Source organism: Luteimonas fraxinea (genome assembly GCF_021233355.1).
In the GTDB taxonomy this organism is placed as follows: Bacteria; Pseudomonadota; Gammaproteobacteria; order Xanthomonadales; family Xanthomonadaceae; genus Luteimonas; species Luteimonas fraxinea.
In genome coordinates, this window is the sequence record NZ_CP089507.1 from 2,844,980 (window position 1) to 2,870,310 (window position 25,331).

Below are 25,331 nucleotides of genomic sequence, written 5' to 3' on the forward strand. Positions count from 1 at the left end.
TTGGCTGCGCAACTCCCTCCGCGCCAGATCCGCGCGGTAAGTGGATGCCAGTCAATCGTATGGCCGATGCGCCGCAGGCCATCCCGCTCAATCAGGTCTATGTTTTTCAGGCGTCTCCCGCAGACGGCACCTTGAAGAGCATGTTGACGCGTTGGGCACGCGATCAGCGAATGACGCTGTCGTATCTCCATCCGAACGACTACACGCTTTACGGCCCGGTAGGCAGCATTCGCACGCCAAGCCTTGTCGAGGCAGCGTCGGCCCTGAATGCCGCTTATGCATCGCAACATCTTGTGGTGGGGGTGGACCGACAGACAATCGTCGTGAGCCTGGCCACGCAGCGCGACGACTCGCTCCCCGCAACAAGCGGCGGAGAGACCTCTGCGGCTGGCGCCGGACAATAAGGGGCGCTATCGATGTTTGGTAAAAAAAATACTGATACGCCTGCGGTTGAGCGCGTTGTTGCGCAGGGCGTGAGCTTTGAATTGACGCTTGCCGAGCGCGCAAAGCGCAGCGAGAAGCGCGCGTGGCTTGTGGCGTGGAGCGCCGTTCTCATGTCGCTGATTCTGGCCGGCGGCTATTTCCTCTTTCTGCCTCTGAAAGAGAAGGTGCCGTATCTCGTCATGGCCGATCCCTATACCGGGACGGCCTCGGTTGCCCGTCTGGTCGGCGATTTTGAGAACCGGGACGTAACGGCCACTGAGGCGATCAACAAAAGCAACGTCGCCAACTTCATCCTGGCTCGCGAGTCCTACGACTCGGGGCTGATCGGGCAACGGAACTGGCGCACGGCTCTCTCAATGGCCGGCCCGGCGGTGTCTCCGGCCTATATCGCACTCCACTCCGAGAGCAATCCTGATCGCCCGTTTCGGGTCTACGGTTCAGGCAAGGCGCTCCACGTGCGGATCCTCAGCATTGTGCTGATTGGTGGTGGTGATGGAAGCCGTCCGTCAGGCGCAACGGTGCGGTTTCAGCGCAATGTGTATGACAAGGGGACCGGTCGCTCGGAGCCGCTCGATAACAAGATTGCCACGATGGAGTTTGCTTACGACCAGGATCTGCGGCTGAACGATGAAGACCGTTTGCTCAATCCTCTTGGCTTCCGGGTCGTGAACTATCGAGTCGACAACGATTTTGCGCCGTCAGCAGCTTCGCCTGGGGTGGCTGAGATGGTGCCGGCAATGCAGCAGCCCCAGATGGCTGCGGCACCGATGGATCCAAACATGACGGCCATGGGACAGCAGGGGACGACGCCAGGAGCGCCCCTGCCGACGATGCCCGCGGAACAAATGGAAGGCGTCGGCGGACAAGGGGAGAGGGAGTGATGGGGCGTGTGATCCAAGTATGTTTACAGCTAGGGTTCGCAGCGTTGCTTGCGGCCTTGGCTGCACCTGCCGGTGCGCAGGTGGTAGAGGAGTATGCGTATGAAGCCGACAGGGTCTATCAGGTGCGGACCGGCCTTGGTATCACAACGCAGATCGAGCTAAGTCCGCATGAAGAAATTCTTGATTACAGCTCGGGTTTCAGTGGGGGCTGGGATATCAGCCGTCGTGACAACGTGTTCTACCTAAAACCGAAGAACGTCGATGTCGATACGAACCTTCTGATCCGCACCGCGGCGCACTCCTATATTTTCGAGCTCAAGGTGGTCGCGACCAACTGGCGCGCGCTTGACCAGGCGAAAGCATCGGGCGTGCAGTACAAGGTGCGCTTCGTCTACCCGACGGATACGAAGTTCGCAGCAGAGTCGACGCCAGAAGGCGAGCCGGTGGCCGAGCTCAGCACGACGATCGAGCCTACTCGCGATTACTACTTCGCCTATGAGTATTCGTATCACAAGCGCCAACCAAGCTGGCTCGTGCCCTCGACGGTCTATGACGACCGACGATTCACCTACATCCGAATGGGCGATCGCACGCGCTTTCCAAGCGGAAATTTCCCGGCCGTCTTCGCCCGCGAAAGCGAGGATGGGGAAGAGTTCATCGTCAATTCCACTGTCGAGGGCGACACCATCGTCGTGCACGGTACATATGCCTTCCTCGTTGTCCGCCATGGAAATAACGCGATCGGCCTGCGCAGGAGACCGGAACTGTGAATCAAATTCCGCCCAATGAGCATGATGCTCACGACGCTGATCGTCGTCAGGCGCCAAATCCTTATGCACGCCGAGAGTATGCAGGCGACGCGAACCTCGACGGAGAAGCGCCTTACCTCCAGGCAGAAGATGTCCAGCGCCTTAATCGCAAGGCGCTCGTGTTCCTTGCTGCGATCGTTGTTGCACTGATCGCAATTGCCGCCTGGCTGATCTTTGGGGACTCGGCAGATGACGCGGTGGCGACGCGTCCCGCGAGTGAGGAGGTCATCATTCCCGCTGCGCCGCGCGATCTGCCCGAACTCCCGCCTGAGCGCGCAGTAGCGCAGGTGCCGGCTGCCGAAGAACTGCCACCGCTTCCAGTCATCGATGACAATCGCACGTCTCAGTCCTCCAACATGCCAAGCATGGATTCGCTTCGCAGCCAGGCGCCTTCTTTACTCGAGCGGCGAATGGAAGATGCGGGCGGCGGCGGCATGATGGGCGGCGGCGCGCCGGAGGGCGGCCAGCAAGGCGGCCTCAATCCGCAGGATTACGCGGCGATGTTGACCGGGCAGGGTCAGCAGTCCTCTGTTCGCTCAGGCCCGGCGGAGGGTCTCACCAGTGCCCAGCCCCTTTACAAGCCCGACACACTGCTGCTGCGCGGTACATACATCCGATGCGTGCTCCAGTCGCGGGTGATCTCCGACTATCCGGGCTACACCTCGTGCATTGTTACCGAGCCTGTTTACTCAGTGAACGGCAAGCGTCTGCTGCTGCCGCGGGGCTCGAAGGTGCAGGGGAGCTACGGGCGCGACGAGCTCATTGGCGAGCGCGTCAACGTGGCATGGGATCGCGTGACCACGCCGAACGGACTCGATATCAACATGACTAGTCCGGGCGTGGACGTCTTGGGGTCGGCTGGCCACCCGGGCCACTACACGGCGCACTGGGGTCAGCGGATCACTTCGGCGCTTTTGATCAGCATTCTGAGCGACGCCTTCAAGTATGCGGCAGCGGAGAACGGTCCCCCCCAGACATCTGTCGTCAACGGCGCGATCGTGCAAAACCCGTATGAGAGCTCGACGGCGCGGACGATGGAGCGGATGGCCAACATGGCATTGGACCGAAACATGAGCCGCCCGCCGACCGTTACCATCAATCAAGGTACCGTCGTTGCGATCTATGTGTCCCGCGACGTCGATTTTTCTTCTGTGATCCGCTGATCGACGCTACGCAGATGAATGCCGAGACCGCCATCCTCGCCAAAGTGTCGAACGAGTTTCTCGACTATCAGTACGAGATCCTCGGCATTGGCGAGCATATGCACTCGACAGACGTCACTGAGATCTGCATCAACCAGCCCGGCGAGCTTTATCTGGAGACGCGTTCGGGCTGGAACCGCGTCGAAGTGCCCTCGCTTACCTTTGAGCGGGCACGCCAGTTCTGCACGGCAGTGGTCAACGAAAGCAACACCGGCCAGCGTATTACGGATGCCGATCCGATGGTCTCGTTGACGTTTCCAACCGGTCAGCGTGCTCAGTTCGTGATACCGCCCGCATGCGACGCGGGAAAGGTGTCGATCACGATTCGCCTCCCGGCGCGATTTGGGAAGACGCTCGAAGAGTATGCGCGGGACGGTTTTTTTGACGAGGTCGTCGAGCAAGAACACACCGTCAGTGATTACGATCAGGAGCTCTTGGAGCTTCGGCGTCAGCGCAACTATGCCGTATTTTTTCAAAAAGCCGTCCAGTATCACAAGAACATCGTGGTCTCCGGCGCGACTGGCAGCGGCAAGACGACCTTCATGAAGTCGCTCGTAAACCACATCTCACATCAGGAGCGGTTGGTCACGATCGAGGACGCGCGCGAGCTTTTCTTGTCTCAGCCCAATGTCGTGCACTTGCTCTATTCCAAGGGCGGACAAAGTGCGAGCAACATCTCGGCGAAGACCTGCATGGAGGCATGTCTGCGTATGAAGCCCGATCGCATCATCCTGGCGGAGCTCCGGGGTGACGAGTCTTTCTATTTCATCCGCAACTGCGCCTCCGGCCACCCAGGCTCGATCACGAGCTGCCATGCCGGCAGCACGTCGCAGACGTGGGATCAACTCGCTTTGATGGTCAAAGCGTCGGCAGAGGGCGCGGGGCTTGAGTTCGAAGTGATCAAGCGTCTCTTGAAGCTGACGATCGACATCGTGGTGCACATCAAGGCGCACGCAGGGCGCCGCTTCATCACGGGTATCGATTTCGATCCCACGCGAGGCCTGGCATGAGCGCCTGGAATTGCGTTGCATTTGGCGCTGCGTGCACGGCGCTCGCGCGCCGCGCCATGGGCGGGGAGGTGCGGTAATGCTGCCAGGGATCGAGATGATGGCCTGCGCGGATCTCGCGGTTCCAGCCGAGGTGATGCATCACGTCGCCAAGGTCGAATCGTCGTTCAATCCGTTCGCGATCGGCGTTGTAGGCGGACGGCTCGCTAGGCAGCCTCGGAGCCTTGGCGAGGCCCTTTCGACTGCGCGCATGCTCGAACAGGAAGGCTACAACTTTTCCCTCGGCATCGCGCAGGTGAACCGCTACAACCTCGATAAGCAGGGGCTCGACAGCTACGAGAAAGCGTTTGATATCTGCCCCAATGTGCAGGCCGGCTCGCGGATCCTCGCCGAGTGCTACGGTCGCTCGGGTCAAGACTGGGGCAAGGCGTTTAGCTGCTACTACTCCGGCAACTTCACGACCGGCTTTCGTCATGGATACGTCCAGAAGGTGGTTGCGTCTTGGCAGGGCGCGGTCGCAAGCGGCGCGCAAGCGGCCGCTATCCCGGTCATCCGGTCTCAGCCAAGCACCCCGCGTCCGGCGCGCGCCGCAGCCGTGAGCGCCGTTGAAAGCTTGATCGCGCGTCGCGTCGCGGAAGCTGCAGCCTCGAGCGCTCGCCAAGATGCGACCCAGGAGACGTCTCGCCTGCAGCCCGCGCCTGTGGACGCGATCACCGCCGCCGCCCCCGCGGCCGTGCGGCGCGACGGCGCGGGTGCAGGCGCTTCTCCCGCCGCCGAGGACGGACCAGTGGTGGTGCAACTGGTTGGCGCGCCGAGGCCATCTGCGCCCCCTCCCCAGGGCATGGGGGCGCCGGCGCCGAGCACTCAGCCGGCTGCGGTGCACCAAGCGCCGCCCGCGAGGGATTCCGCATTTGTCTTCTAGATCACGCTTCATCTGACCGAGGGACCGGTCGCGCTACACCCAGCACATTTCAACTCACCACTAAGAAGGGGCAACTCATGAAGAAAGCAGATTCGATCATCTCGACCGCTCGCGCCGCCCGTGCAGCCGCTCTGGCCGCGTGCGCGAGCGTTGCGACATTTCCGCTCATTGCGATGGCGCAAGACGTCAGCGGCGCGACTAGCCGCGTCAATAGTTTTTTCAACAACATCAACGCGCTTCTCAACGTCGCGTCGATCGCGATCGTGACGATCGCGGTGATCTTCGCGGGCTATCAGATCGCGTTCAACCACAAGCGCATCGGCGACGTCGCGCCTGTTCTGATTGGCGGATTTCTGATCGGTGCGGCTGCGCAGATTGCCAAGATGTTGCTCCCCGCAGACGTCACGAAGACCGCGATGGTTGTCGTGCAGCTTCTGCCGGTCTATGCGTAAAGACGTTCTTTTTCGGGGCTGCACGCGTCCGGCGATGTTCCTTGGGGTTCCGTATCTGCCCTTTGCGATCGCCGCTGGCGCGTGCCTGCTGCTGACGTTTTACATCGACATGTTCTTCCTGCTGCTGCTCCCTTTCGTGGTGATGATCATGCGACAGATGGCGCGGCGGGACGAGATGATCTTTCGTCTGCTTGGCCTGAGGCTGCAGTTCCGCACGAAGGTCAAAAATTTGAAGCATCACAACGGCATGTGGGTGCTTTCGCCCAACAGCTATCGCAAGACATTCGAACAGCCGAAGGACTAGCGTCATGCTCGCGCCCGACACCGCCATCTCCGAGTTCGTACCGCTCTCCGCCCACGTGTCTGCGCATGTGGTCAAGACAACGGGCGGAGACTTTTTCATTACCTGGCGGCTTGACGGGTTGCCGTTCGTGGGCCGAGAGGAGTGGGAGCTCGAACACAGGCACAACACCTTCAACCGGATGCTCCAAACCCTTCGTGCGCCAGACTTTGTCAATGTCGCATTTTGGGTTCACGACGTTCGGCGGCGCGGCCGCATCGATGTCGAGAGCCGCTTCGATCAGCCCTTCAATCAGCAGATGTCAGACGAGTACTTTGAGCGTCTTTCGTCGCAAAAGATCATGCAAAACGAGCTCTACTTGACGATGATCTACCGGCCCATTGTGACCGGTAAGAAGTTCATCGAAAAGTCGGCCGATACAAGCCGACTTCAGGCCGAGCAGGACCAGGCGGTAGGTAAGACGATGGAGCTCGCTGGCAACGTCGAGGCCGTGCTCAAAGATTACGCGCCAGTGCGCCTTGGCCTGTATGAGGCGGACAATGGCGTTGTGTTCTCAGAGACGCTGAGCTTCTTTGGTTACTTGCTCAACCGGCTCGAAGAGCCGGTCCCCGTGCTTCGCGCTCCTATCTATGACTACCTGCCAGTGGCGCGCCACATGTTCTCCGCAAAGTCCGGCGACTTCGTCGTCAGTGCGCCCGGGGGGAAAAATCAGTTCGGCGCGATCCTCAACATCAAGGAGTTCACAGACGGTACGTATCCCGGCATCCTGAACAACTTGAAGTATCTGGACTTTGAATACGTCATCACGCATTCGTTCAGCCCAATGGGCCGTCAGGATGCCTTGAAGATCCTCGACCGCACCAAGGGCATGATGATCTCTTCGGGAGACAAGGCCGTCAGCCAGGTGATCGAGATGGATCACGCAATGGATCAGGTAGCGTCCGGCAACTTTGTGCTTGGCGAGTACCACTTCATGATGGCGCTCTACGCCGATGATCAGAAGCTGCTCTCGCAGAATATCGCGACAACGCGAGCCGAGCTTTCGAACGCGGGGTTTGTGTCTGTCAAAGAGGATCTTGCTGTCTGCTCGGCGTTTTACTCCCAGCTTCCGGGCAACTGGAAGTTCCGCACGCGTCTTGCCAATGTCAGCTCGCTGAACTTCCTCGGCCTCTCGCCGCTCCACAACTTTGCGACTGGTAAGAAGGACAACAACCCGTGGGGTCAGTGCCTGACCGTCCTGCAGACCACAAACGGACAGCCTTACTACTTCAACTTCCACGCAACGCATCCGGCGGAGAATTCGCTCGGTGAGAAGGCGATCGGCAACACGATGGTGATCGGCAAGTCCGGCACCGGCAAGACTGCGCTGATCAACTTCCTGCTCAGCCAGGTCCAGAAATACGATCCTGCGCCGACCATTTTCTTTTTCGACAAGGACCGCGGCGCAGAGATCTTCGTGCGTGCCTGTGGTGGCAACTATCTTGCGCTTGATAACGGGCAACCCACCGGCTTCAATCCCTTTCAATGCGAGCGCACGGAAGCAAACGTGCAGTTCCTTGGCAATTTGATGAAGGTGCTCGCGGGTAAGGTCAGCTACACCGCGCGTGAGGATGAGGACGTCTTCCGCGCGGTGGAGAGCATGCTCGACATGCCCAAGCATCTGCGTTCGATGACGAACTTTCAGAAGAGCCTTCCGAACATGGGCGACGACGGACTGTTCGCGCGCCTTCGCAAATGGACCGCCGGAAATACGCTCGGCTGGGTTTTTGACAACCCGGTCGACATCATTGACCTGGACCGCGCGAACATCATCGGGTTTGACTACACGGACGTCATCGACAACGCCGAAGTGCGCGTGCCGGTGATCAATTACTTGCTGCACCGCCTGGAAGACCTGATCGATGGTCGTCCGCTCATCTACGTGATGGATGAGTTCTGGAAGATCCTCGACGGCGGCGGCGCGCTCAAAGACTTCGCCAAGAACAAGCAAAAGACCATCCGAAAGCAGAATGGCCTTGGGATCTTTGCGACGCAAAGTCCCGAGGATGCGCTTGCGAGCGACATCTCGGCAGCGCTGATCGAGCAGACGGCAACGCTCATTCTTCTTCCCAATCCGAATGCCTCGCGCGCGGATTACATGGAGGGCTTGAAGCTCACGGAAGCGGAGTTCGAAGTGGTGGCGAACCTGGACGAGCGCTCACGCTCGTTCCTGGTCAAGCAGGGACATGGTTCGACCGTGTGCCAGCTCAACCTGCGCGGCATGGACGATGCGCTGGCTGTGATCTCGGCAAGCACAGACAACATTGAAGTGATGGACCAGATCGTTCGGGAGGAGTCCGAGCGACTTGGCGTGGATCGCTCGGAGCTCACGCCCGAGCAATGGCTGGAAGCGTTCTATGAAAACCGGAAGGGATCGGGGCGCGCGGCCAAGGGGCAGGTGGAGCGGGGCAGTAGTCGGCGCGCTGCAAACAGCTGACGCCGCCGCCTGTGAAGCTTAGACGCATTGATCGAAGACTTCGGGAGAAGGGCATATGACATCGACCATACAACGCGGCCATGGCTTTGCTGCCGCATGGGCCAGGACTTTCGGGACGACGCCTGATCTGCCAAAGGCCAGCCGCGGCCTGACGGCCACGCTCGCGGTCATCGCGCTGCTCGGAACCGGGGCGGCTGCGGCAGCGTGGCAGGTGAACGACACGAAGACGCAGCAGGAAATCAAAGAGCTGCAAAACCGCATCGGCAAGAACGGAAACGTCATTGACAAGCTCAACGACGTCAATCGGAAGCTTCGGGTCAACCCCCGTGGCGGCACGACGCCAGAGATGATCGCCACGCCTACAGGAGACGAGGCGCTTAATGCGACGCAGCCAACGGCGAGTGCAGTCGGGATCGACCAGCTCTGTACGTCCGGCGCGGCCACAGGCCTTGGAAGCAGTCAGCAACAGCTCTGCAAAGACCTCGCCAACACTGAGCTCGCCCAGTACCGCTTTTCGATGCGTATGTTCGAGCGCTCAAAAGAGAACTATGACCGGTTGAAGCAGATCGAAGACCATCGCAGGACTCTCGGCGCTGATGACTACGCGAACATTCAGCAAAACACGAATGAACTCCTCGCACTTACTGCGCTTATGGACAACGATCGCGACCGCTACAACACCTACATGTCCGCTTACGAGGCGCGAATCGCGCACATTCGTAATTCGCAGGCGGCGCTAACTCGAAACGCGCTCAAAGGCAGTGGCTCTCTCTCGATGCCGATCATCAAATAAGGCGTTCGCATCATGGAATTTCTGCCAGATAGTGTTGCGATGTTTAACCCGAGTGGGTTTGCGTCATGGGCGTTTTTCAAGTTCATCTTCGGGGTTGTGAATTCTGACATCGCCGCGTTTCAGAACGCGCTTTTGGGGCGAACGACGCGGTTCGTTAGCGGGATCGTTTTCACGCTTCTGGTGCTTTGGGTTCTCATTCAGGGCTTTCTGATCGTAACGGGCCGGAGCCGTGAGTCGTTGATGGGCCTAGTCGTGGGATCACTTCGCGCTTTTCTGATCGTGATCGCTGCGACCTCCATGTCGTTTTTCGGCAACAATTTGACGACGTTTTTCACCAGTGATTTGCCGACATCGATCCATCAGGTCGTGTCGGGCAACGACAGCAAAGTGGAAGACGCGATCGACAAGAATCTCCAAACGATGGGCCTGATTTTTGCCCTCGTCGATGCTCTCCCGACTCAGGGCAGCGATGCGAACACGCGAGACCAGAAGGCGGTGACCAATTTGACCGGTATTGGCATCGCCGGACCCTCAGTCATCGGCGGCGCGATGCTGCTTCTCTACAAGATTGCGCTCGTTCTCTTCGTGGGCTTTGGCCCGCTTTTCATCCTGGCTCTGCTATTCGATCAGACAAAAGACCTCTTCAAGCGCTGGCTTCTTTACGGCATAGGCACAATGTTTGCGATGGCGGTGCTCGCGGTGATGGTCTCCATCGCGACCAAAGTCGTTGCGATGGCTGCTGCGGCGATGGTGGCGGCGTACACCTTGTCGAGCATCGGCATTGGCGCGATGGGCCCCGGCTTTGGTGGAGGCCTGAATTCCGCCGCTGTTCAGCAGGGCGGTGTTGGTCTGCTGATGTCTGTCCTGATGGTGATGACGCCGCCCATGGCCGCTATGTTCTTCAACGGCACGCTTGGCCAGTTCGCAGCAAACTCAAGCTTTGGCAATGTCGGTCGCAACAGCACGGGCCAGGTGTCCGACTTCAAGCAGGAAACGCTGCCTTCGCGCCCTCGGCGAGGTGGTGACGGAGGGATTGGCTGATGATGAAGAAGATGCGGCAATGTCGAGCTTGCGTGCTGTGCATCGCTATCGGGCTCGTCGCCACATTGTCGGCGGCCGCCCAGCAGCCTGGCTCTGCAGACTACAACCGGGTGTTCCTCCCGGCACATGGCGTCGGCGACACCCGCCAAGCACACCCGGACGACAGGTGGGGCGCTTATGCGGTAAGCGAGACAAATGGGCTCACGGGTTTTGTCACAGGGCACCTGAGCGAGGGGGATGCCGTTCGCGCGGCGACCACTATGTGTGCGGAGCGTGGTGGCGGCATGTGCGCCCTTGAGGTCACGTTTGTAAATGAGTGCGCCGCGGTTGCTACTAGCAGTTTCAAGTCGCGGTGGGCGATTGAACCGACGCTACGCTCGGCAACCAACGCAGCAAAGCGCGACTGTGGGCGAGCATGCGAAATCCGCTGGAGCGGCTGCAGTGGTGATGCCACTCCAACGGTGCGCTAGCGCGTCGCTCGATTGCCGCTTCGCAGTGGCGCGTTAAGGAGATCTGGGTGAAGTCAATTTGCGCGGGTTTACTCATCGCCACATTCTTTTCTGGATGCGGCCAACGGAATTTGGAGTCAGGACTGATGGATACAGCACAAGAGAGTCAGGAATCTAGGGCTGAGGCGATGCGTAAGCTCAATCCCGCCCCGAAGAACGCTTACGACATTCGCGTTGTGCTCAAAGATGCTCCAGGGCCGTTCGCGCAGATCGATGCTGCCGCTCAATACGACGTCGAAAACGCTGGTGAGTGCGGCGAGCCGCAGCCGCTTTCGGGCGCAGTGCCCCGGATCTCGACCAATGAGCCAGTCGCGCTCAAGCGCGTGTCCGATACAGAGTTTGTAGGTCGCGTGTTTGCCGACCAAGTGCTCGATGAGGACTATTACGGCCGCGGCGTGTGTCATTGGAAGTTCATTGAGACGCGTGTCAGCCTTCGTGAATCGAGTGACCCGATGGCAACGTCCTTCGTAGCCGCGCTTGAAGCCGACGCAATCGAGCAGGGTGGGTCGAAGCCAACGTTCTTTTGGGAAGGTCACTATCCGAAGGCTGAGATCGACAACTACGCAGAGTTCGGGGACCCGTCTTTGGAGAATGTGCCTGACGCAAGAAAATCTGAGTTCTTTGAAGTGGTGATTTCAGCGCAGCAGGCGCAGCCGTGAGCGTGCCGTCGCAGCAATATGCGGGCCTCGCGAATGACAGCTACGAGGATCGCCGCGTCGGCGTGCGCAGTCCGCCCTACAACGAGCACGTGACGATCGAAGGCGTTGATTATCGCATCCGGGAGCACGTGAACAATGCCCGGACCGGCTACCAAGGCACTGTCTATCAGCGCGCCGATACGGGCGAGATCGTGGTGGCGCACCGCGGCACTGAGCAGATCTGGAAGGACGGTGTCGTTGCGGACGGATCGATGGTGGCAAGCCGCACCAATCCGCAGGCGAACGATGCGATCGAGCTGACCCGGCGCGCCATCGGCTACGCGGAGCAGTCAAACAAGACGCCTGGACGCGCGGCACCGGAAGTCACAGTTACCGGGCACTCTCTGGGCGGAACGCTTGCGCAGGTGTCAGCGCATCACTTTGACCTGCGCGGCGAGACGTTCAACGCCTACGGCGCGGCGAGCCTGGATCGACGAATTCCCGAAGGCGGCAATCGCGTTTTGAACCACGTGATGGCGGCCGATGCGGTGAGTTCGGCGAGCCCGCATTACGGGCAAGTCAGGATCTATGCCACAGAGCGGGAAATGACCGTCCTTCGCCAGTCGGGCTACCACGAGCACCGTGGGCGCGACTTCATTACGCCGGACTTTCCGCTCACAGCAGCGGGCCGCTCGTTCGGCTCGCACAGCATGCATAACTTCTTACCCGTAGATGGCGATGGGAAGCCCGATCGTTCGATCCTCAACGACCAAGCTGCGCGCACGCGCGCGAACGACAACGACCGCTCCATCGAGAGCTACAGAAGCGATATCGAGGCGCGCCGCGTCGGGGCGACCGTTATCTCGCGTGGCCCGGGCGGACTCATTCGCGATGGCGTGGATGCGATCCGCGGCCCGCTTCCAGCTGGCGAGCCTGCGAGGCGTGAGGAAGAGCAGTCTCAGAGGGGGCGGGATGGCCGCCGGGCGTCTGTTGACGCGCCCAGTGATCGAGGCGACGTGCAGCTTGCGCGGAACGAAGGCACGACGCAGCAGGACTATGTGTCGCGACTTTTGGACGCCGCGAAGAGCGGGAACTCTGAGAGCATTCGCAATGCGACGCAGGACCTCCAATCCTCACCCTCCGGCCAGGCCTGGCAGCAGCGAGCGGATCAGGAAGCGCAGCAGCTGGCGCAGCGGGACGCTGCCCAGCAGAGCGGACCTACGCATCAGGAGGCGGCGCGTCAGGCCTAGTCGGGCGGTCTCCGGTGTCGGTCGAGCTTGCGGCGTTCTATCAAGGAGAGGGTTTTGAAGCGATCGTTCATGTGCGTTTTGATTGGTGGCGCGCTTGCTATCTCGGCCTGCGCGCAGGGCGGCGACACGAGCGGAGCTTCATCGGCGCAAGCCGTACAGACAGCGCCCACGGACATCCAGGACAAGGACAACAGCATGACCGCTTTGAAACCGCCGTCTCCGGACAGCGTGCTGTATTTCGTATACCAGCGCGATGGCGATGGCGCCCACAGCTTCCAGGTTGAAGGCGGCGCGACTGTTGGATATTGGTATGGCCACGCGTTCGACTTGAACGGCGAGCACTACTTCACAGGCTTTACGTCGCGCTCTGTGGGGACGGACGGCTCGGAGGCTGAAAGCACCACAATGGAACCGGGGCATGTCGCGATCGGGCAGGTCACGCTCGTCCAGAAGGATGAGGGCGGTCAAGCAGGTTGGTCTCAGATTGCGACGGATGGTTTTGTCGGTGAGTTCGGCCGTCTCAATCAGCCCGAAATGGTGGATGAGTCTCGCCGCACTGTCTCTCACAAACTGGCGGACGGGCGATTGATTCTCGGCGTGCCCACCCGAATGTTTGAAGACGGCGTTGCGATGTCCAATTACGCTCTATTCCTGTTTAATAAAAACGGGTTGCCGCAAACGCCGTTCCGGGTCTGGACGTATGTCGGCACTGTCCAAGCAGGAAGCGACAATGCTGAGGCCTGCGAAGGAGGCGTGATGACCTGCGCGGCCAGTTCAGGTGAACTCGAGTTTGAGCCGTCTTCCGGCGGAGATCTCCCGCGCATACGCATCGTTCAGTCCGGCGAGACTGTTGTCGGCCCCGGCCAGACTCGTCCACTTGGCCCAGAAGATGCGCTAAGCTTTGAACTCGACGCGAATACAGAGCGCTATCAGGCGCCCTGACCTATTTCGAGTTGACCGCTCTGCATAAGACTCAAGGATTGAGTCCGGTTGACGTCCTGCGGCCCGCCGCGGCCGCACTTCACCTGAGGAGCCAATGATGGCCGGTAATCACGACAGAGCAGCTGTTCTCGACATCATCGAACGCGAGGCTGCTGAGAGCGGTATTCCTCGCGACGATTTTCTGCGCTTTGCCTACATTGAAACAGGCGGGAAGTTCAACGCGGACGCGCACAATCGCGAGAGCGGCGCCAAGGGGCTGTTCCAGTTCATGCCGCGCACGGCAGCAGAGTTCGGGATCACGGGACGCGAGTTTGACGCAACCGCGAACACGGATGCCGCCGCAGCGCTCTACGCGCGTAATCGCACTCAGATCACCAACCGCTCCAATGAGACCGGATACCCGTTTTTGTCGGGGGCAGAGTCGCCGAACGGACTCGACATGTATCTGGCCCACCAGCAGGGTGGCGGCGGATACGCGTCGATCCAGCGTGCAATCGCAACCGGCGAGTTCTCGGGCGCGAGGACGCGCACGAACATTCTCGGCAATATTGATGACGCCGAGTTCTCGCGTTTGACTGGTCACCGACAGGATGCGATCGCAAGGCTGAGCGATCGCGATCTCGCTACGTCGTTCACCCAGTATTGGACGGCGAAGTATGCTGCAATCGCGATCCCGGATCGTGGCATCGAAGCGACTGCGCAGCTGCCAGGCGCGGCTGTCAGACCTGATCCGCTTGCCGACGGCGTGCTGTCGCGTAGCGAGCGCGGTCAGGACGTGCGGGCGCTGCAGGAGTCGCTCAACACGCTGGGCTATCGCGACGGGCAGGGTAATCAGCTTGAGACGACGAGCGGCATCTACGGTCAGCGCACCGAGGAGGCGGTTCGCAGCTTTCAAGCTGCAAGGGGCGCGGAGCAGACTGGCCGCGCGGACGAAGCGACCCGTCAGGCCATCACTGACCAGATAAGCCGCCCAGAGGCCGAGCGGACGTCACCTCCGGCGCCTGAGCGCTCGGGCGCGACTTGGCCTGCGCCAGGCAATACAGAGATCAATCAGGCTGATAAGCCGCGCGAAGGGCGAGGTGAGTTCGGAACGCCCCGCAGCAGCGGGAAGCCGCATGGCGGCATCGATATCCAAGGCGAGGTGGGCGATCCTATCGTCGCGTTTGCGGGCGGCGTTGTGCAGGTTGCGCCGGGAAATGCCGATGCTGGCAATACCGTGCGCATCCAGCATGACGACGGCTCGATGACCAAGTATTTCCACTTAGACGCATTTTCAGTGCGAAACGGTCAGCGCGTTGAGGCGGGCGATCAGATTGGCACGATGGGCCGCACAGGCAACACACCTGCGCACGGCGACACGCATCTGCACTTTGAACTCCTCCGCGACGGACGGCGCGTTGATCCGATGCCAGTGCTGCGCGGGAGCGAGCAGACCAGCGCGGCAGATGTTACCCGCGCCGCGCTTTCGGCAGGCGCGCTGCAGCTCGGCGCCAATGGGGCCGCGGTGATTGCGCTGCAAGAGCAGCTCAATCAGCTCGGCTACCGCGGTGAGGATGGACAGCCTCTCGAGACGAGAAGCGGCACATTCGGCACACACACCGATCACGCGCTGCGCGCGCTTCAGGCCGATAGCGCGATCAAAGTCGATGGGATCTTTGGTGGGCAGTCCCAAGACGCCGTTGCGAGCGCAGTAGAGGCGTCGCGCGCGAATGATCAGCTGATGCAGCACGGCGCAAATGGGCCTGGCGTGGCGGAGTTCCAAAGTAGATTGCATCAGCTCGGCTTTAGCGATGCGTCAGGTCGTGCGCTTTCCGCCGACGGAAAATTTGGCGACTCGACCCGGGAGGCCGTGCTGAACCTGCAGCGCTCCGCCGGCATTCGTGTCGATGGAATCGTGGGGCCTGAAACGCGCGGGAAGATGGAGGAGCTGGAAAGAAGTCGTCCGGCCGAAGAGCGGACGGAGCAGGAAAGCGCTTTGAGGGAATCGCAGGGAGATTTCGTGCAGCGCATGCTAGCTGCTGCTCGAGATGCTGACGGCCTAGATATTCGCCGCCTTGTGGACAATTACGCGTCGAGCGAGCAAGGGCAGCAGTGGCAGAAACAGTCTGCGGATCAAGCGATCACCGATCCGGCCAAAGCAAGCCAGGATCTGTCCCGATAGCGATCTCGCATCTGTGTTCAATTAAAACGGTCGCCTGCCGCCACTGCACCAGCGGATTGCTTGGTGCAGTGGCTCAGCAGGCAACTCTTCCAATGTGCTCTACGAAGGAATTGTATGAAGCCTGGAATTCCGCTCACTCTCACGGCTCTCCTGCTCGCGAGTTCCTGCGTAGGCGCGCAGGACCTTGATCAAGTTCTTACGTATCGGGATAGCGACCCGTTCCTGTTCTGCGAACAGGGACAAGATGTGCGGAAGGCGCCGCTTCGCTGTTGGATGCCGGTGCCACCCTACACGGGCGCCTTCGTCGTCCTGCCGCATTGCCAACCCATCAATACTTACGGGAAGACTTGGTCGAATGACGATATAAATTCGTTTCGCCAGTATCTGACCGTGTGCCCCGTAGGCGAGCAGCCGGGACGCTGGAACGGTCCTGGCAGAAAAGACATGACGCCGCACCAGCATTAATGCTCGGGGGCGCTGTTCTTCGTTCGCTCTTCGATCGCCCGGATTATCACCTACTTCCCAGTTAGGGTTTCGCCTACACAGCCTTCATGGCATTGCGTGCGAATCTACTTCTGTCGTCCAGGCCATTTCACCCGTGAGCGGGGGGCGGAGGCCAAAATCTCCAAGAAAGCGCCGACGTCCGAGACCCCGAAAGGGGTCTCGTCATGTTCATCAGATCGCCAAGGCTTGGCGCATAGGCGCAGTTGGCTCTCCACCGCCACTCGCTCACCCAGTCGTCGCCTACTCCCGAGGCTGTTCAAGGCATACCCACTCCCATTCGCGAGAGCAGGCATGACGCGCGGAACGATCTGGATGGCGCTGCTGCTTGCGACGTCAACCGCTTGGCCCTCAGACCGCACAGCGCAGCCGCTAAGCTGCGTCTATACAGACGGCTGCGGCTGCCGGGTCGCTGTGCCAAATATGCGCTGCCCAGCCAATCTGAGCACGCACTTTTTCCACGAGCTCGCCGAAGGGTCGCCTCTCAAATTCGATTTGGGAAAGAGAGAGGTGTTGGCGCAGTCCACCAAACCCTGGAACAACCATTTCGGTTATGGGGAAGGGGACTCGTGGACCGAGGACTTCCAGTTTCCTGGCGGAACCGCCCGCGTGGACTATTCGCCCGGGCGTTCAACATGCCCGAAGGACGCTGAGGACGGCTGCGAATACTTCGACGTTCGCGCGCGGGTCAAGATTTCTGACTCCGCTGGAGTGCGCAGCTATGAGGGTGTTGGCAAGTGTGGCTGCTGAGTCCGACAGAGCTCGTGTGGCGATGGCGTTGTGATCGTGGTCTAAGAGGGAATACAGGTATGCGATTAGCTTGCGTCGTTGCGATCCTTGCGCTTTCGGCCTGCGGCGGCCTAAGCGCGGACCAGAGCGCTGGGGGTCACCAGGTTAGAGACACTGCTGTGCCCCCGGCGTCCGCGCAGACCTCGCCGGCAGCAGCCCCTGAGAGTGCTCCCTTCAGTGGAGTCTGGGAGTCGTGTGAAGGCGCTGCGTCTTCTGATGAGTGCAGTCGCTATGTCCTGGTCCAGCGCGGTGAACGCATCTGCGGCACTTGGTCATACGTGGCCAGTGGTCAGAGCTACGAGGGGAAGCTCATCGCGAGGACTATCTCGGAAACAAGTGCAGTCGCTACGCAGATCTGCGGACGGGTCGGTGCGGAGACCAATACCGAGTGCGCGGATGGGTGGCAGGACACCGACAAAGCGCTGGATCTGTGCGGCGGGAAGCTTAGCGACATGGCGCGCGCGGACGGCACATGCGTGGCGGACTATCTAAGGGCGAGACTCTCTGAGCGCGCACTGCTCTTAGCGCAGCCTTGGATCGAAAAGTGTCTGACGGCTAACTTTTCAGGTCGCGTTGTTCGTAGGCAGCTCAGCCTGTCCGCAGGCCCGAGGCAACTCGTTTAGGCGTGTTGCTGCGACATTTCACCACGTGCGCGCTCAAGATCTCCCTGAGCCTGCTCGGCATGAGTCAGCTGCGCCGCGTGTGCCGAAGCATCCATCGCGAATGCTTGCCCGCGGGCAGATTCCTGCAGCGCTTCAATCGCAGTTCTCATACGCTCTGGATCTCCGGCGGAAGCCAAGAGCTGCTCGACTTGCGGGTCGCGTTTGTCACTCGTTGAGAGAGAGCGAGATGACGATCCATGGTCTTGGGCTTCAGTCGGTTGGTGCGGCGCGTCTTGGGTAGTTCTGCGCTGTTTTTCAAGCGCATCGATACTCTCGCGCATCTGTCTTGGCGTATCGGTCAGGCCCACGAGCTCAGAGGCGCTGACGCGCTCTCCCGTCACGCGGTGGGCCGTGTCGCTAGCCCAGGAGGCGCAGGTGTTGGTGTATGCCCAAGTGACCTTTTCACGGGTCGCCGCTTCGAACGTCTTGAGCTGATCAGGTGTTAACGCGTAATAGCGACTCGCGGTCGCCTCAAAACCATTCTCGATGCCGCGGCGCACGTCGGTTGGGGGCGCCGCCTCCTGACTGAAGCGCGGATGGTCCGCCGGCCATAAGCCGTAGGCCTCGGTCTTACCACTTCGCGTGATCGTCAGCCAAGCGTGTCCATCGAGCAGAGGCGAGCCTGGCTCCGTATTCGTATGGATACCCAAAACGGCACGGTCACTCGGCCTTTGGTCTTGATCAGACATCCGTGTCTTCCTTCTTGCGCAAGGTGATTAGGGATAGACCTGCTTTTCGCCATCGGCATGCAAAACGACGACGCGCGCGGCATCAAAGGGAAGGTGCACTTCCGCCTGCCAGCTATCGTCCAGGGGGATCACTGACTTCGCCATTGGCTCGCACGGAGATCCCACAGCGCAGCGGCTGATGACAATGCGGAGCGCATCGTCGACACGCTCAAAATCAACGCCGCCGGAGTAGTGACTACTCTCAGGTCGGACCTTGTAGCGGAACGAAATTTCCTTTTCCGAGCGCTTCTCAACGGTGATTGGCTCGACCATCGACTGCGTGTAGACGGGATTCATCCTTGCTCCTGTGCATGCGGGTAGGACAGCAGATAACAGCAATAGCAGCGGCAATGCGCTGAGTCCATAAGGGTTAAGCGATCTGGGGGGCATGCTTGAGCTCCGTTCTCGCTCCACTTCCGTGCCCGTCCGAACATGCGAGCTGGCGGCGGAGCAGGTGCAATCTACCAGCGCCCGTTAGAAGTCGGTCTGGCTGCACTAGGGAGACTGATTGGAAGAGTCACGCCTTCGTACGGTCGCATCTGCTCGAGCCTCTCAAGATTTTGGCGATCCGTATCCGAAAGTCCACCCTTCAACTCAATCGCAAACGCAACGTATACGTCCTCGAGGCTTGGGTTTTTTAGATCAGCAAAAACCCCTTCTGCGAAAGCGCGGTGGCAGGGAACATCGGTAAAAGGTTCGAGAACTCGGCCAGCCTTTGCGACTAGAGTCAGATCACCAAGCCCCGTTAGCAAGCTTTGAACTATTCGTTTGCTCTTGTGAAGAAGCAGGACTCGCTCCAGTCGCTCCGCGGTCACTCTCAGCTTGTTCGGATCAATTGAGATGGTCATGGACTTCTCTGATTTAACTAGTTTTTTTGTCTCGCTCGACGAATTCAAGTCTTCTGCGTGGCAACCGCTCAATTCGTTCGTGCACGCCAAACTGCAAGGAATCATCCACACCAAGTTTTGATGACCAGATGCGCTTGTGGACCAAACTTTTGCACTAGCAATAGCCTAGGTCTACTAGCGTTTACATATACCTGGGCGTTCTGATCGGAAAAATCGGTGTTCAATCAAAGTCTTTGCAACTGCGACCCTCAAAACGTCTTGCCTCGCTATTGCTAGCGATCCCACCGCAAGGTAAAGCCTCGCAAACCGACATGCTTCCCACCCAGACTACGTACGTCTCCTCTGTCGGGTCGCGTGAGAGACGCCGAGGGCGTCGGCCCAGTTGCCGGCCGACTGGGCGGCGTCAGGCCAGCGAGGGCGATCAGGGCGAGGGGCAGCGTCGCGCGTTTCCGGTCGGCGTGTGATGCCGGCAGTGCTCCTGCCTCCTGCCGCGAACTCCTTGATCGGGATCATTGCGCACGCCGCGCGGGGCTGGCACGGGGCTCGGGTTCGGCGCGGCTGATAGACTGTGCAGCGCTGTCCGGGCTGGCGCCCACGCGCCGCGCGGCCACGTCTTTCCCACTTTTGCCGCGTGCGCGCGGCTGCAGGAGTCCGGATTCATGGCGATCAAGGTAGGCATCAACGGCTTCGGCCGCATCGGCCGCAACGTGCTGCGTTCGGCAGTGGAGAACTTCGACGGCGACATCGAGATCGTCGCGATCAACGATCTGCTGGAGCCAGACTACCTGGCCTACATGCTGTCCTACGACTCGGTGCACGGCCGCTTCAAGGGCACGGTGTCGGTCGAGGGCAACACGCTGCTGGTCAACGGCAAGCAGATCCGCCTGACCCAGGAACGCGACCCGGCCAACCTGAAGTGGGACGAAGTGGGCGCCGACGTCGTCATCGAGTCGACCGGCCTGTTCCTGACCAAGGACACCGCGCAGAAGCACATCGATGCGGGCGCGAAGAAGGTGATCCTGTCGGCGCCGTCGAAGGACGACACGCCGATGTTCGTGTTCGGCGTCAACGACAAGACCTACGCGGGCGAGGCGATCATCTCCAATGCCTCGTGCACCACCAACTGCCTGGCGCCGATCGCCAAGGTCATGCACGACAAGTGGGGCATCAAGCGCGGTCTGATGACCACCGTGCACGCGGCCACCGCGACGCAGAAGACCGTCGACGGCCCGAGCAACAAGGACTGGCGCGGCGGCCGCGGAATCCTCGAGAACATCATTCCGTCGTCAACCGGCGCGGCCAAGGCCGTCGGCGTGGTGATCCCGGAGCTCAACAAGAAGCTCACCGGCATGAGCTTCCGCGTGCCGACGTCCGACGTGTCGGTGGTCGATCTGGTGGTCGAACTCGACAAGCCGGCCAGCTACGAAGAGATCTGCGCCGAAATGAAGGCGCAGAGCGAAGGCGCGCTCAAGGGCATCCTGGGCTACACCGAGGACAAGGTGGTCGCCACCGACTTCCGCGGCGAGACCTGCACCTCCGTGTTCGACGCCGAGGCCGGCATCGCACTCGACCCGACCTTCGTCAAGCTGGTCAGCTGGTACGACAACGAGTGGGGCTATTCCAACAAGTGTCTGGAGATGGTCCGCGTGGTCGCGGCCAAGTAACCGCGCAGTCTCGCGACGCGATACCCGAAGCCCCGCACATGCGGGGCTTCTTGTTTTCGGGAGTTCGCCGCGTAAGGTGGCCGGGCGCGCCCTCCGGCGCCGCGGGGGGGGTGCCATGGAAGAACTCGTCGTACTGATCGGGCTCGCGCTGCTGACGGTGCCTGTTCTGCTGATCGTCGGACTGGTCATGCTGTTCGGCTTGCGCCGCCGCGTGGCCGATCTTGAAGACCTCAGCGAACGGCTGCGCGCGGAGATCGCCGGTCGGGCGATGCCAGCAGCGCCGGCGCCTTCGGTGGCCTCACGCGCAGCGCCCGCAGTTTCGGTGGCCGCGCCCGTCGAGCCTCCTGCAGCTGCGCCGAAGCCGGTCACGGAACCGATACGCCCCGCATCGCCTGCACCCGCCGCTGGCCCGCCGCCGTTGCCGCCCACGCCGCCGCGCGAGACCTGGCGCGATGCGGACCCCGTGCGTCCGATGCCGTCCGATGCCCCGCGCGCTGCACCGGCTGCGCCGGCAGGACCGGACGTGTTCGAGCGCGGCCTGCGTCTGGTCCGGCAGTGGTTCACCTCCGGCAACGTGCCGGTGAAGATCGGCATGCTGGTGCTGTTCGCCGGCGTCGCCGCGTTGCTCAAGTACGCGAGTGACGAGGGCCTGCTGCAGGTGCCGGTGTCGCTGCGCCTGGTCGGCGTATCTGTTGCTGCAGTCGCCGGATTGGTCTTCGGCTGGATACGTCGTGACAGTCACCGCACATTCGCGCTGAGCCTGCAGGGCGGGATGATCGGCATCCTGCTGCTGGTGGTATTCGCCGCATCGCGGATGTTCGGGCTGGTGCCGATGGAGTTCGCGTTCGCCGCAAGTGTGGCGCTGGTGTTCGGCGCCGGTGCGCTGGCGGTGTTGCAGGGTGCGATGGCGCTGGCGGTGTTCGCGGTGCTGGCCGGCTTCCTCGCGCCGGTCTGGCTGTCGACCGGCAGCGGCAACCACGTCGCGCTGTTCGGTTACTACGCGGTGCTCAATGCGGCGATCGTCGCCATCGCGTGGTTCCGCGCCTGGCGTCTGCTCAATCTGCTGGGCTTCGTCTTCACCTTCGGCATCGGCACGCTCTGGGGCGTGCTCGATTACGATGCTACCGACTACGCGTCCGCGCAGGCGTTCCTCGCGTTGTTCTTCGCGATCTATCTGGCGGTGCCCCTGCTGCACGCGCGGCGCCGGCCGATGGGGCGTCGCGATCTGATCGATGGCTGCCTCGTGTTCGGCACGCCGTTGATCGCGTTCTCGCTGCAGTCGGGGCTGATGCGCGACGACACGACCACGCTGGCCCTGTGTGCACTCGGTCTCGCCGCGGTGTACGCCGGCCTGTCGTGGTGGCTGCGTCGCGGCGGTCGCTTCGAGGTGCTGCAGCAGTGCTACGCCTTGCTGGCCGCGGGCTTCGCGACGCTGGCGGTGCCGCTGGCGCTGTCGGCGCAGGCCACCGCCAGCGTGTTCGCGCTCGAAGGTGCGGCGCTGGTGTGGCTGGGCCTGCGGCAGCAGCGGCGTCTGCCGCGCTGGTCGGGCATCGCGCTGCAGGTCGCGGCGCTGGTCGCATATGTGTTCGCGGCCGGCAACACGACGATCGACGACACACCGTTCGTGCACGGCCTGTTCGTCGGCGCGATGTTGTTCGTCATCGCCGGATTCGCGATCGCCTGGGCGTATTCGCGTGCGGGCGCGGTCGCAGCCGCGCGCATCGCTTACATCTGGGCGATGCTCTGGTGGCTCGGTGCATGGGTCTTCGAACTGCAGCGCGTACTGCCCGCCCGCGATGTCCCCGATGCGTGGCTGGTGCTGGCCGCGGTCACCGGCTGGCTGGCGGCCGAACGCAACCGGCGCGTGTTCGATCCGCTGCTTGCCGGCACTGCATGCCTGGCACTGGCTGCCGCGCTGCCGCTGGCGATCCTGCAGGCCGAAGCGCATCAGCAGCCGTTCGCCGGAAACGGCATCTGGGCGTGGCTCGTGTTCGCTGCGCTCGGCGTGCGCAGCCTGTTGTGCCTGCGTGTCGGCGACAGCGGGTTTGCCCGTACCGCGCAGTTCGTCTGGTGGCTGCTGTGGCCGTTCGCGGTGTCGCTGTTGCTGGTGCAGCTGTCCGACCGGATCGGTGGCGGCGATGGCTGGTGGCTGGTCGCCGCGGTCGCGCCTTGGCTGGTGATCACTGCGGTGTCGCTGCTGCGCTGGCCGTGGCTCACGCATCCACTCGGCGCGGCATTCGATCCGATGCGCGCGATGTTCCGCACGACGTGCTGTGTGCTGCTGGCGCTCTGGTGGTGTGTGGCGCTGCGTGACGCTGGCGATCCCACGCCGCTGCCGTGGATCGCAGTCGTCAATCCACTCGACCTTGCACAGATCGCAGCGCTGCTGCTGATCGCGCGCTGGCTGTGGAGCGGCGATACACTCGTCGGGCTGCGCGCTCGCGTACCGCTGCTGTCGGCCGGCGCGTTTCTGCTGGTTACCGCGATCACGCTGCGTGGCGCGCATCACTGGGGCGGCGTGCCGTGGAACATGGCGCTCGTCGACAGCAGCCTGGCGCAGACCAGTCTGACCATCGTGTGGAGCGTGCTCGGCGTGCTCGGCTGGGTCATCGGCTCGCGCCGTGGTCAGCGCGTGTTGTGGCTGGCGGGCGCGGTGCTGATGGCGATCGTGCTGGCCAAACTGGTGCTGGTGGATCGCAGCCATCTCGGCAATCTGTGGGGCATCGGGTCCTTCATCGCCTATGGCCTGCTGTGCACGGTCGTCGGCTTCTTCGCGCCGGCGCCGCCGCGCACCCCCACTTTCGAACCGGCACAGGAGGCCGGCGCATGAATCGGACTCTGAAATGCTTGGCCGTCCTCGTCGGCGGTGTCTTCTGCAGCGTGGCGATCGCAGCCGCCGGCGATGAGGCCTTCGTCGCGCAATGGCCGCTGAGCCTGCCGTCGTCCGATGCCGGCGCCTACCAGGTCGAACTCGACGAAGCGGTCTACGCGACCACGGTGTCGCCGGCCTTGCGCGATCTGGTGGTGGTCAATGGAGATGGCAATCAGGTGCCAGCGCTGCTGCAGTCGGCACCTGCGCCCGCGGCACGCCGCACGACGCAGGCGCTGGCCTGGTTCCCGCTGCCGGCAACGGCCGCGCGCGTGGGCAGCGACATCGCCGCGATCAGCGAACTCGATCCCGACGGTCGCCTGCGTCGCATCCAGTGGCGGCCCGCGCCGGGCGACGCGCCGCCGGCCGCGTTGCTGGTGGATGCCAGCGCATCGGCACTGCCGCTGCAGGCGCTGGTGCTGGACTGGGGCGTCGCGGACGTGGCGTTCGAGCGCACGATGCGGGTCGAAGGTTCGGAGGATCTGCGCGACTGGCAGCCGTTGTCCGCAGGCGGTCGTCTGCTCGATCTGCGTCGCGGCGAAGAGAGACTGGTCGAGCGGCGGATCGTGTTCGATACGCCGGTGCGCATGCGCTATCTGCGTCTTTCGCCGGGTGCCGGCGCCGGTGTGATGCCGGCAATCGTGTCGGTGACTGGCGAATCGCCGGCGGTGTCCGATGCGCCCGCGCTGCAGTGGCGCGCGCTCGATCCGGCCGGACCGGCCGATGCCGAGGGGGGCGTCGTGTTCCATCTCGATGCGCGCGTGCCGGTGACGCATGTGGATCTCGGCCTCGACGGCAATACGACCGCGCGCTGGACGCTGTCGGTGCGTGAGAACGACGCCGCCCCGTGGCGCACGATCGCCGACGACTGGCTGGTCTACCGGGTCGGCGCGGATGCGGGTTCCCGCACGCCACCGCTCGCGCTCGATGTGGCCGTGCGCGAGCGCCAGTGGCGTCTGGTGCCGGATGCACCCGCTGCCGGCGCGGCGCCCGTGCTGCGACTCGGCTATCGGCCGGAGCGTCTGGTGTTCGTCGCCGAGGGCGCCGCGCCGTTCTCGCTGCGCGCGGGCAGTGGCCGCGCCAAACGCGTCGATGCCGCGGTGGCGCCATTGCTGGCGGATCTACTAGCGCGCAATGGCGGTCGCTGGGCACCGGCCGTCGCGACGCTCGGCGCGCGGACGGAACTCGCCGGTCCAGCCGCACTCGACGACACGCCGCCGCGCGATTGGGGCACCTGGCTGCTGTGGGGCGTGCTGGTGCTGGGCGTGCTGCTGGTCGGCGGCTTCGCGCTGAGTCTGCTGAAGGCGCCGAAGCCGCGTTGAGATCGCGAGGCGACCACGCGCGAGCGCGCCTGCCGGAATGATTCGCGCCGGGTTTGCCTGTCCACGTCTACACCGCTGACAATGGACGGCTGACGCACACGCGTTCTCCTTCCGAATACA

The 25,331-nt window shown here is 62.1% G+C and carries 22 protein-coding genes; 20 read left to right on the forward strand and 2 right to left on the reverse strand.

What is annotated here, in order from left to right:
• The first annotated feature begins 59 nt into the window (after nucleotides 1-59).
• The 17 genes from LU699_RS12755 to LU699_RS12830 all read left to right on the forward strand — a co-directional run bounded on the left by LU699_RS12755 (nucleotide 60) and on the right by LU699_RS12830 (nucleotide 17,079).
• The gene (locus tag LU699_RS12755) at nucleotides 60-404 is read left to right on the forward strand and encodes a hypothetical protein (protein WP_232137294.1); all 345 of its coding nucleotides are present in this window, start codon (nucleotides 60-62) and stop codon (nucleotides 402-404) included.
• A gap of 12 nt (nucleotides 405-416) precedes the next feature.
• Nucleotides 417-1,325, forward strand: a complete 909-nt coding sequence (locus LU699_RS12760; protein WP_232137293.1) for a VirB8 family type IV secretion system protein — start codon at nucleotides 417-419, stop codon at nucleotides 1,323-1,325.
• Nucleotides 1,325-2,095: a TrbG/VirB9 family P-type conjugative transfer protein gene (locus tag LU699_RS12765; RefSeq protein ID WP_232137292.1), complete on the forward strand. Its 771-nt coding sequence runs from the start codon at nucleotides 1,325-1,327 to the stop codon at nucleotides 2,093-2,095. Before LU699_RS12760 ends, LU699_RS12765 begins: the two co-directional genes overlap by 1 nt.
• The gene (locus tag LU699_RS12770) at nucleotides 2,092-3,297 is read left to right on the forward strand and encodes a TrbI/VirB10 family protein (protein ID WP_232137291.1); all 1,206 of its coding nucleotides are present in this window, start codon (nucleotides 2,092-2,094) and stop codon (nucleotides 3,295-3,297) included. Before LU699_RS12765 ends, LU699_RS12770 begins: the two co-directional genes overlap by 4 nt.
• A gap of 14 nt (nucleotides 3,298-3,311) precedes the next feature.
• Nucleotides 3,312-4,346: a P-type DNA transfer ATPase VirB11 gene (gene virB11, locus LU699_RS12775; RefSeq protein WP_232137290.1), complete on the forward strand. Its 1,035-nt coding sequence runs from the start codon at nucleotides 3,312-3,314 to the stop codon at nucleotides 4,344-4,346.
• A gap of 88 nt (nucleotides 4,347-4,434) precedes the next feature.
• On the forward strand, nucleotides 4,435-5,265 hold the full coding sequence (locus LU699_RS12780) for a lytic transglycosylase domain-containing protein (protein ID WP_425491076.1): 831 nt from the start codon (nucleotides 4,435-4,437) through the stop codon (nucleotides 5,263-5,265).
• A 77-nt stretch (nucleotides 5,266-5,342) separates the two neighbouring features.
• Nucleotides 5,343-5,717 carry a TrbC/VirB2 family protein gene (locus LU699_RS12785; protein WP_232137288.1) on the forward strand — a complete coding sequence of 125 codons (375 nt, stop codon included), beginning with the start codon at nucleotides 5,343-5,345 and terminating at the stop codon, nucleotides 5,715-5,717.
• Complete coding sequence (locus LU699_RS12790; RefSeq protein ID WP_232137287.1) at nucleotides 5,710-6,021, forward strand: VirB3 family type IV secretion system protein; 312 nt, start codon at nucleotides 5,710-5,712, stop codon at nucleotides 6,019-6,021. The genes LU699_RS12785 and LU699_RS12790 overlap by 8 nt, the downstream gene beginning before the upstream one ends.
• A gap of 4 nt (nucleotides 6,022-6,025) precedes the next feature.
• Nucleotides 6,026-8,494: a VirB4 family type IV secretion/conjugal transfer ATPase gene (locus LU699_RS12795; protein WP_232137286.1), complete on the forward strand. Its 2,469-nt coding sequence runs from the start codon at nucleotides 6,026-6,028 to the stop codon at nucleotides 8,492-8,494.
• Between the two features lie 55 nt (nucleotides 8,495-8,549).
• Nucleotides 8,550-9,287, forward strand: coding sequence for a KH domain-containing protein (locus tag LU699_RS12800; protein WP_232137285.1), 738 nt, complete (start codon nucleotides 8,550-8,552; stop codon nucleotides 9,285-9,287).
• Between the two features lie 12 nt (nucleotides 9,288-9,299).
• On the forward strand, nucleotides 9,300-10,328 hold the full coding sequence (locus LU699_RS12805; protein WP_232137284.1) for a TrbL/VirB6 family protein: 1,029 nt from the start codon (nucleotides 9,300-9,302) through the stop codon (nucleotides 10,326-10,328).
• Nucleotides 10,329-10,339: 11 nt separating this feature from the next.
• A complete protein-coding gene (locus tag LU699_RS18445) occupies nucleotides 10,340-10,798 on the forward strand; it encodes a DUF4189 domain-containing protein (protein WP_425491077.1) in 459 nt (152 codons plus the stop codon).
• 125 nt (nucleotides 10,799-10,923) lie between these two features.
• Nucleotides 10,924-11,496 (forward strand): hypothetical protein, encoded by a 573-nt coding sequence (locus LU699_RS12810; RefSeq protein WP_232137283.1) that lies wholly within the window; start codon nucleotides 10,924-10,926, stop codon nucleotides 11,494-11,496.
• Nucleotides 11,493-12,725 carry a Tle-like phospholipase domain-containing protein gene (locus tag LU699_RS12815; protein ID WP_232148816.1) on the forward strand — a complete coding sequence of 411 codons (1,233 nt, stop codon included), beginning with the start codon at nucleotides 11,493-11,495 and terminating at the stop codon, nucleotides 12,723-12,725. The genes LU699_RS12810 and LU699_RS12815 overlap by 4 nt, the downstream gene beginning before the upstream one ends.
• Nucleotides 12,726-12,779: 54 nt before the next feature.
• On the forward strand, nucleotides 12,780-13,667 hold the full coding sequence (locus LU699_RS12820; protein ID WP_232580194.1) for a hypothetical protein: 888 nt from the start codon (nucleotides 12,780-12,782) through the stop codon (nucleotides 13,665-13,667).
• 97 nt (nucleotides 13,668-13,764) lie between these two features.
• A complete protein-coding gene (locus tag LU699_RS12825) occupies nucleotides 13,765-15,828 on the forward strand; it encodes a peptidoglycan-binding protein (RefSeq protein WP_232137278.1) in 2,064 nt (687 codons plus the stop codon).
• An 816-nt stretch (nucleotides 15,829-16,644) separates the two neighbouring features.
• Nucleotides 16,645-17,079: a hypothetical protein gene (locus tag LU699_RS12830; RefSeq protein WP_232137276.1), complete on the forward strand. Its 435-nt coding sequence runs from the start codon at nucleotides 16,645-16,647 to the stop codon at nucleotides 17,077-17,079.
• Between the two features lie 658 nt (nucleotides 17,080-17,737).
• Here the strand turns inward: LU699_RS12830 and LU699_RS12835 are convergent.
• The gene (locus tag LU699_RS12835) at nucleotides 17,738-18,469 is read right to left on the reverse strand and encodes a hypothetical protein (protein WP_232137274.1); all 732 of its coding nucleotides are present in this window, start codon (nucleotides 18,467-18,469) and stop codon (nucleotides 17,738-17,740) included.
• Between the two features lie 27 nt (nucleotides 18,470-18,496).
• A complete protein-coding gene (locus LU699_RS12840) occupies nucleotides 18,497-18,805 on the reverse strand; it encodes a hypothetical protein (RefSeq protein WP_232137271.1) in 309 nt (102 codons plus the stop codon).
• A 1,210-nt stretch (nucleotides 18,806-20,015) separates the two neighbouring features.
• On the opposite strand from LU699_RS12840, the gene gap reads away from it, so the two are divergent.
• From gap to LU699_RS12855, 3 genes are all read left to right on the forward strand, one after another.
• Nucleotides 20,016-21,020 (forward strand): type I glyceraldehyde-3-phosphate dehydrogenase, encoded by a 1,005-nt coding sequence (gene gap / locus LU699_RS12845; protein ID WP_232137269.1) that lies wholly within the window; start codon nucleotides 20,016-20,018, stop codon nucleotides 21,018-21,020.
• Nucleotides 21,021-21,135: 115 nt separating this feature from the next.
• Nucleotides 21,136-23,850, forward strand: coding sequence for a DUF2339 domain-containing protein (locus LU699_RS12850; protein WP_232580195.1), 2,715 nt, complete (start codon nucleotides 21,136-21,138; stop codon nucleotides 23,848-23,850).
• A complete protein-coding gene (locus tag LU699_RS12855) occupies nucleotides 23,847-25,211 on the forward strand; it encodes a DUF3999 family protein (RefSeq protein ID WP_232137265.1) in 1,365 nt (454 codons plus the stop codon). Before LU699_RS12850 ends, LU699_RS12855 begins: the two co-directional genes overlap by 4 nt.
• Nucleotides 25,212-25,331 lie beyond the last annotated feature (120 nt).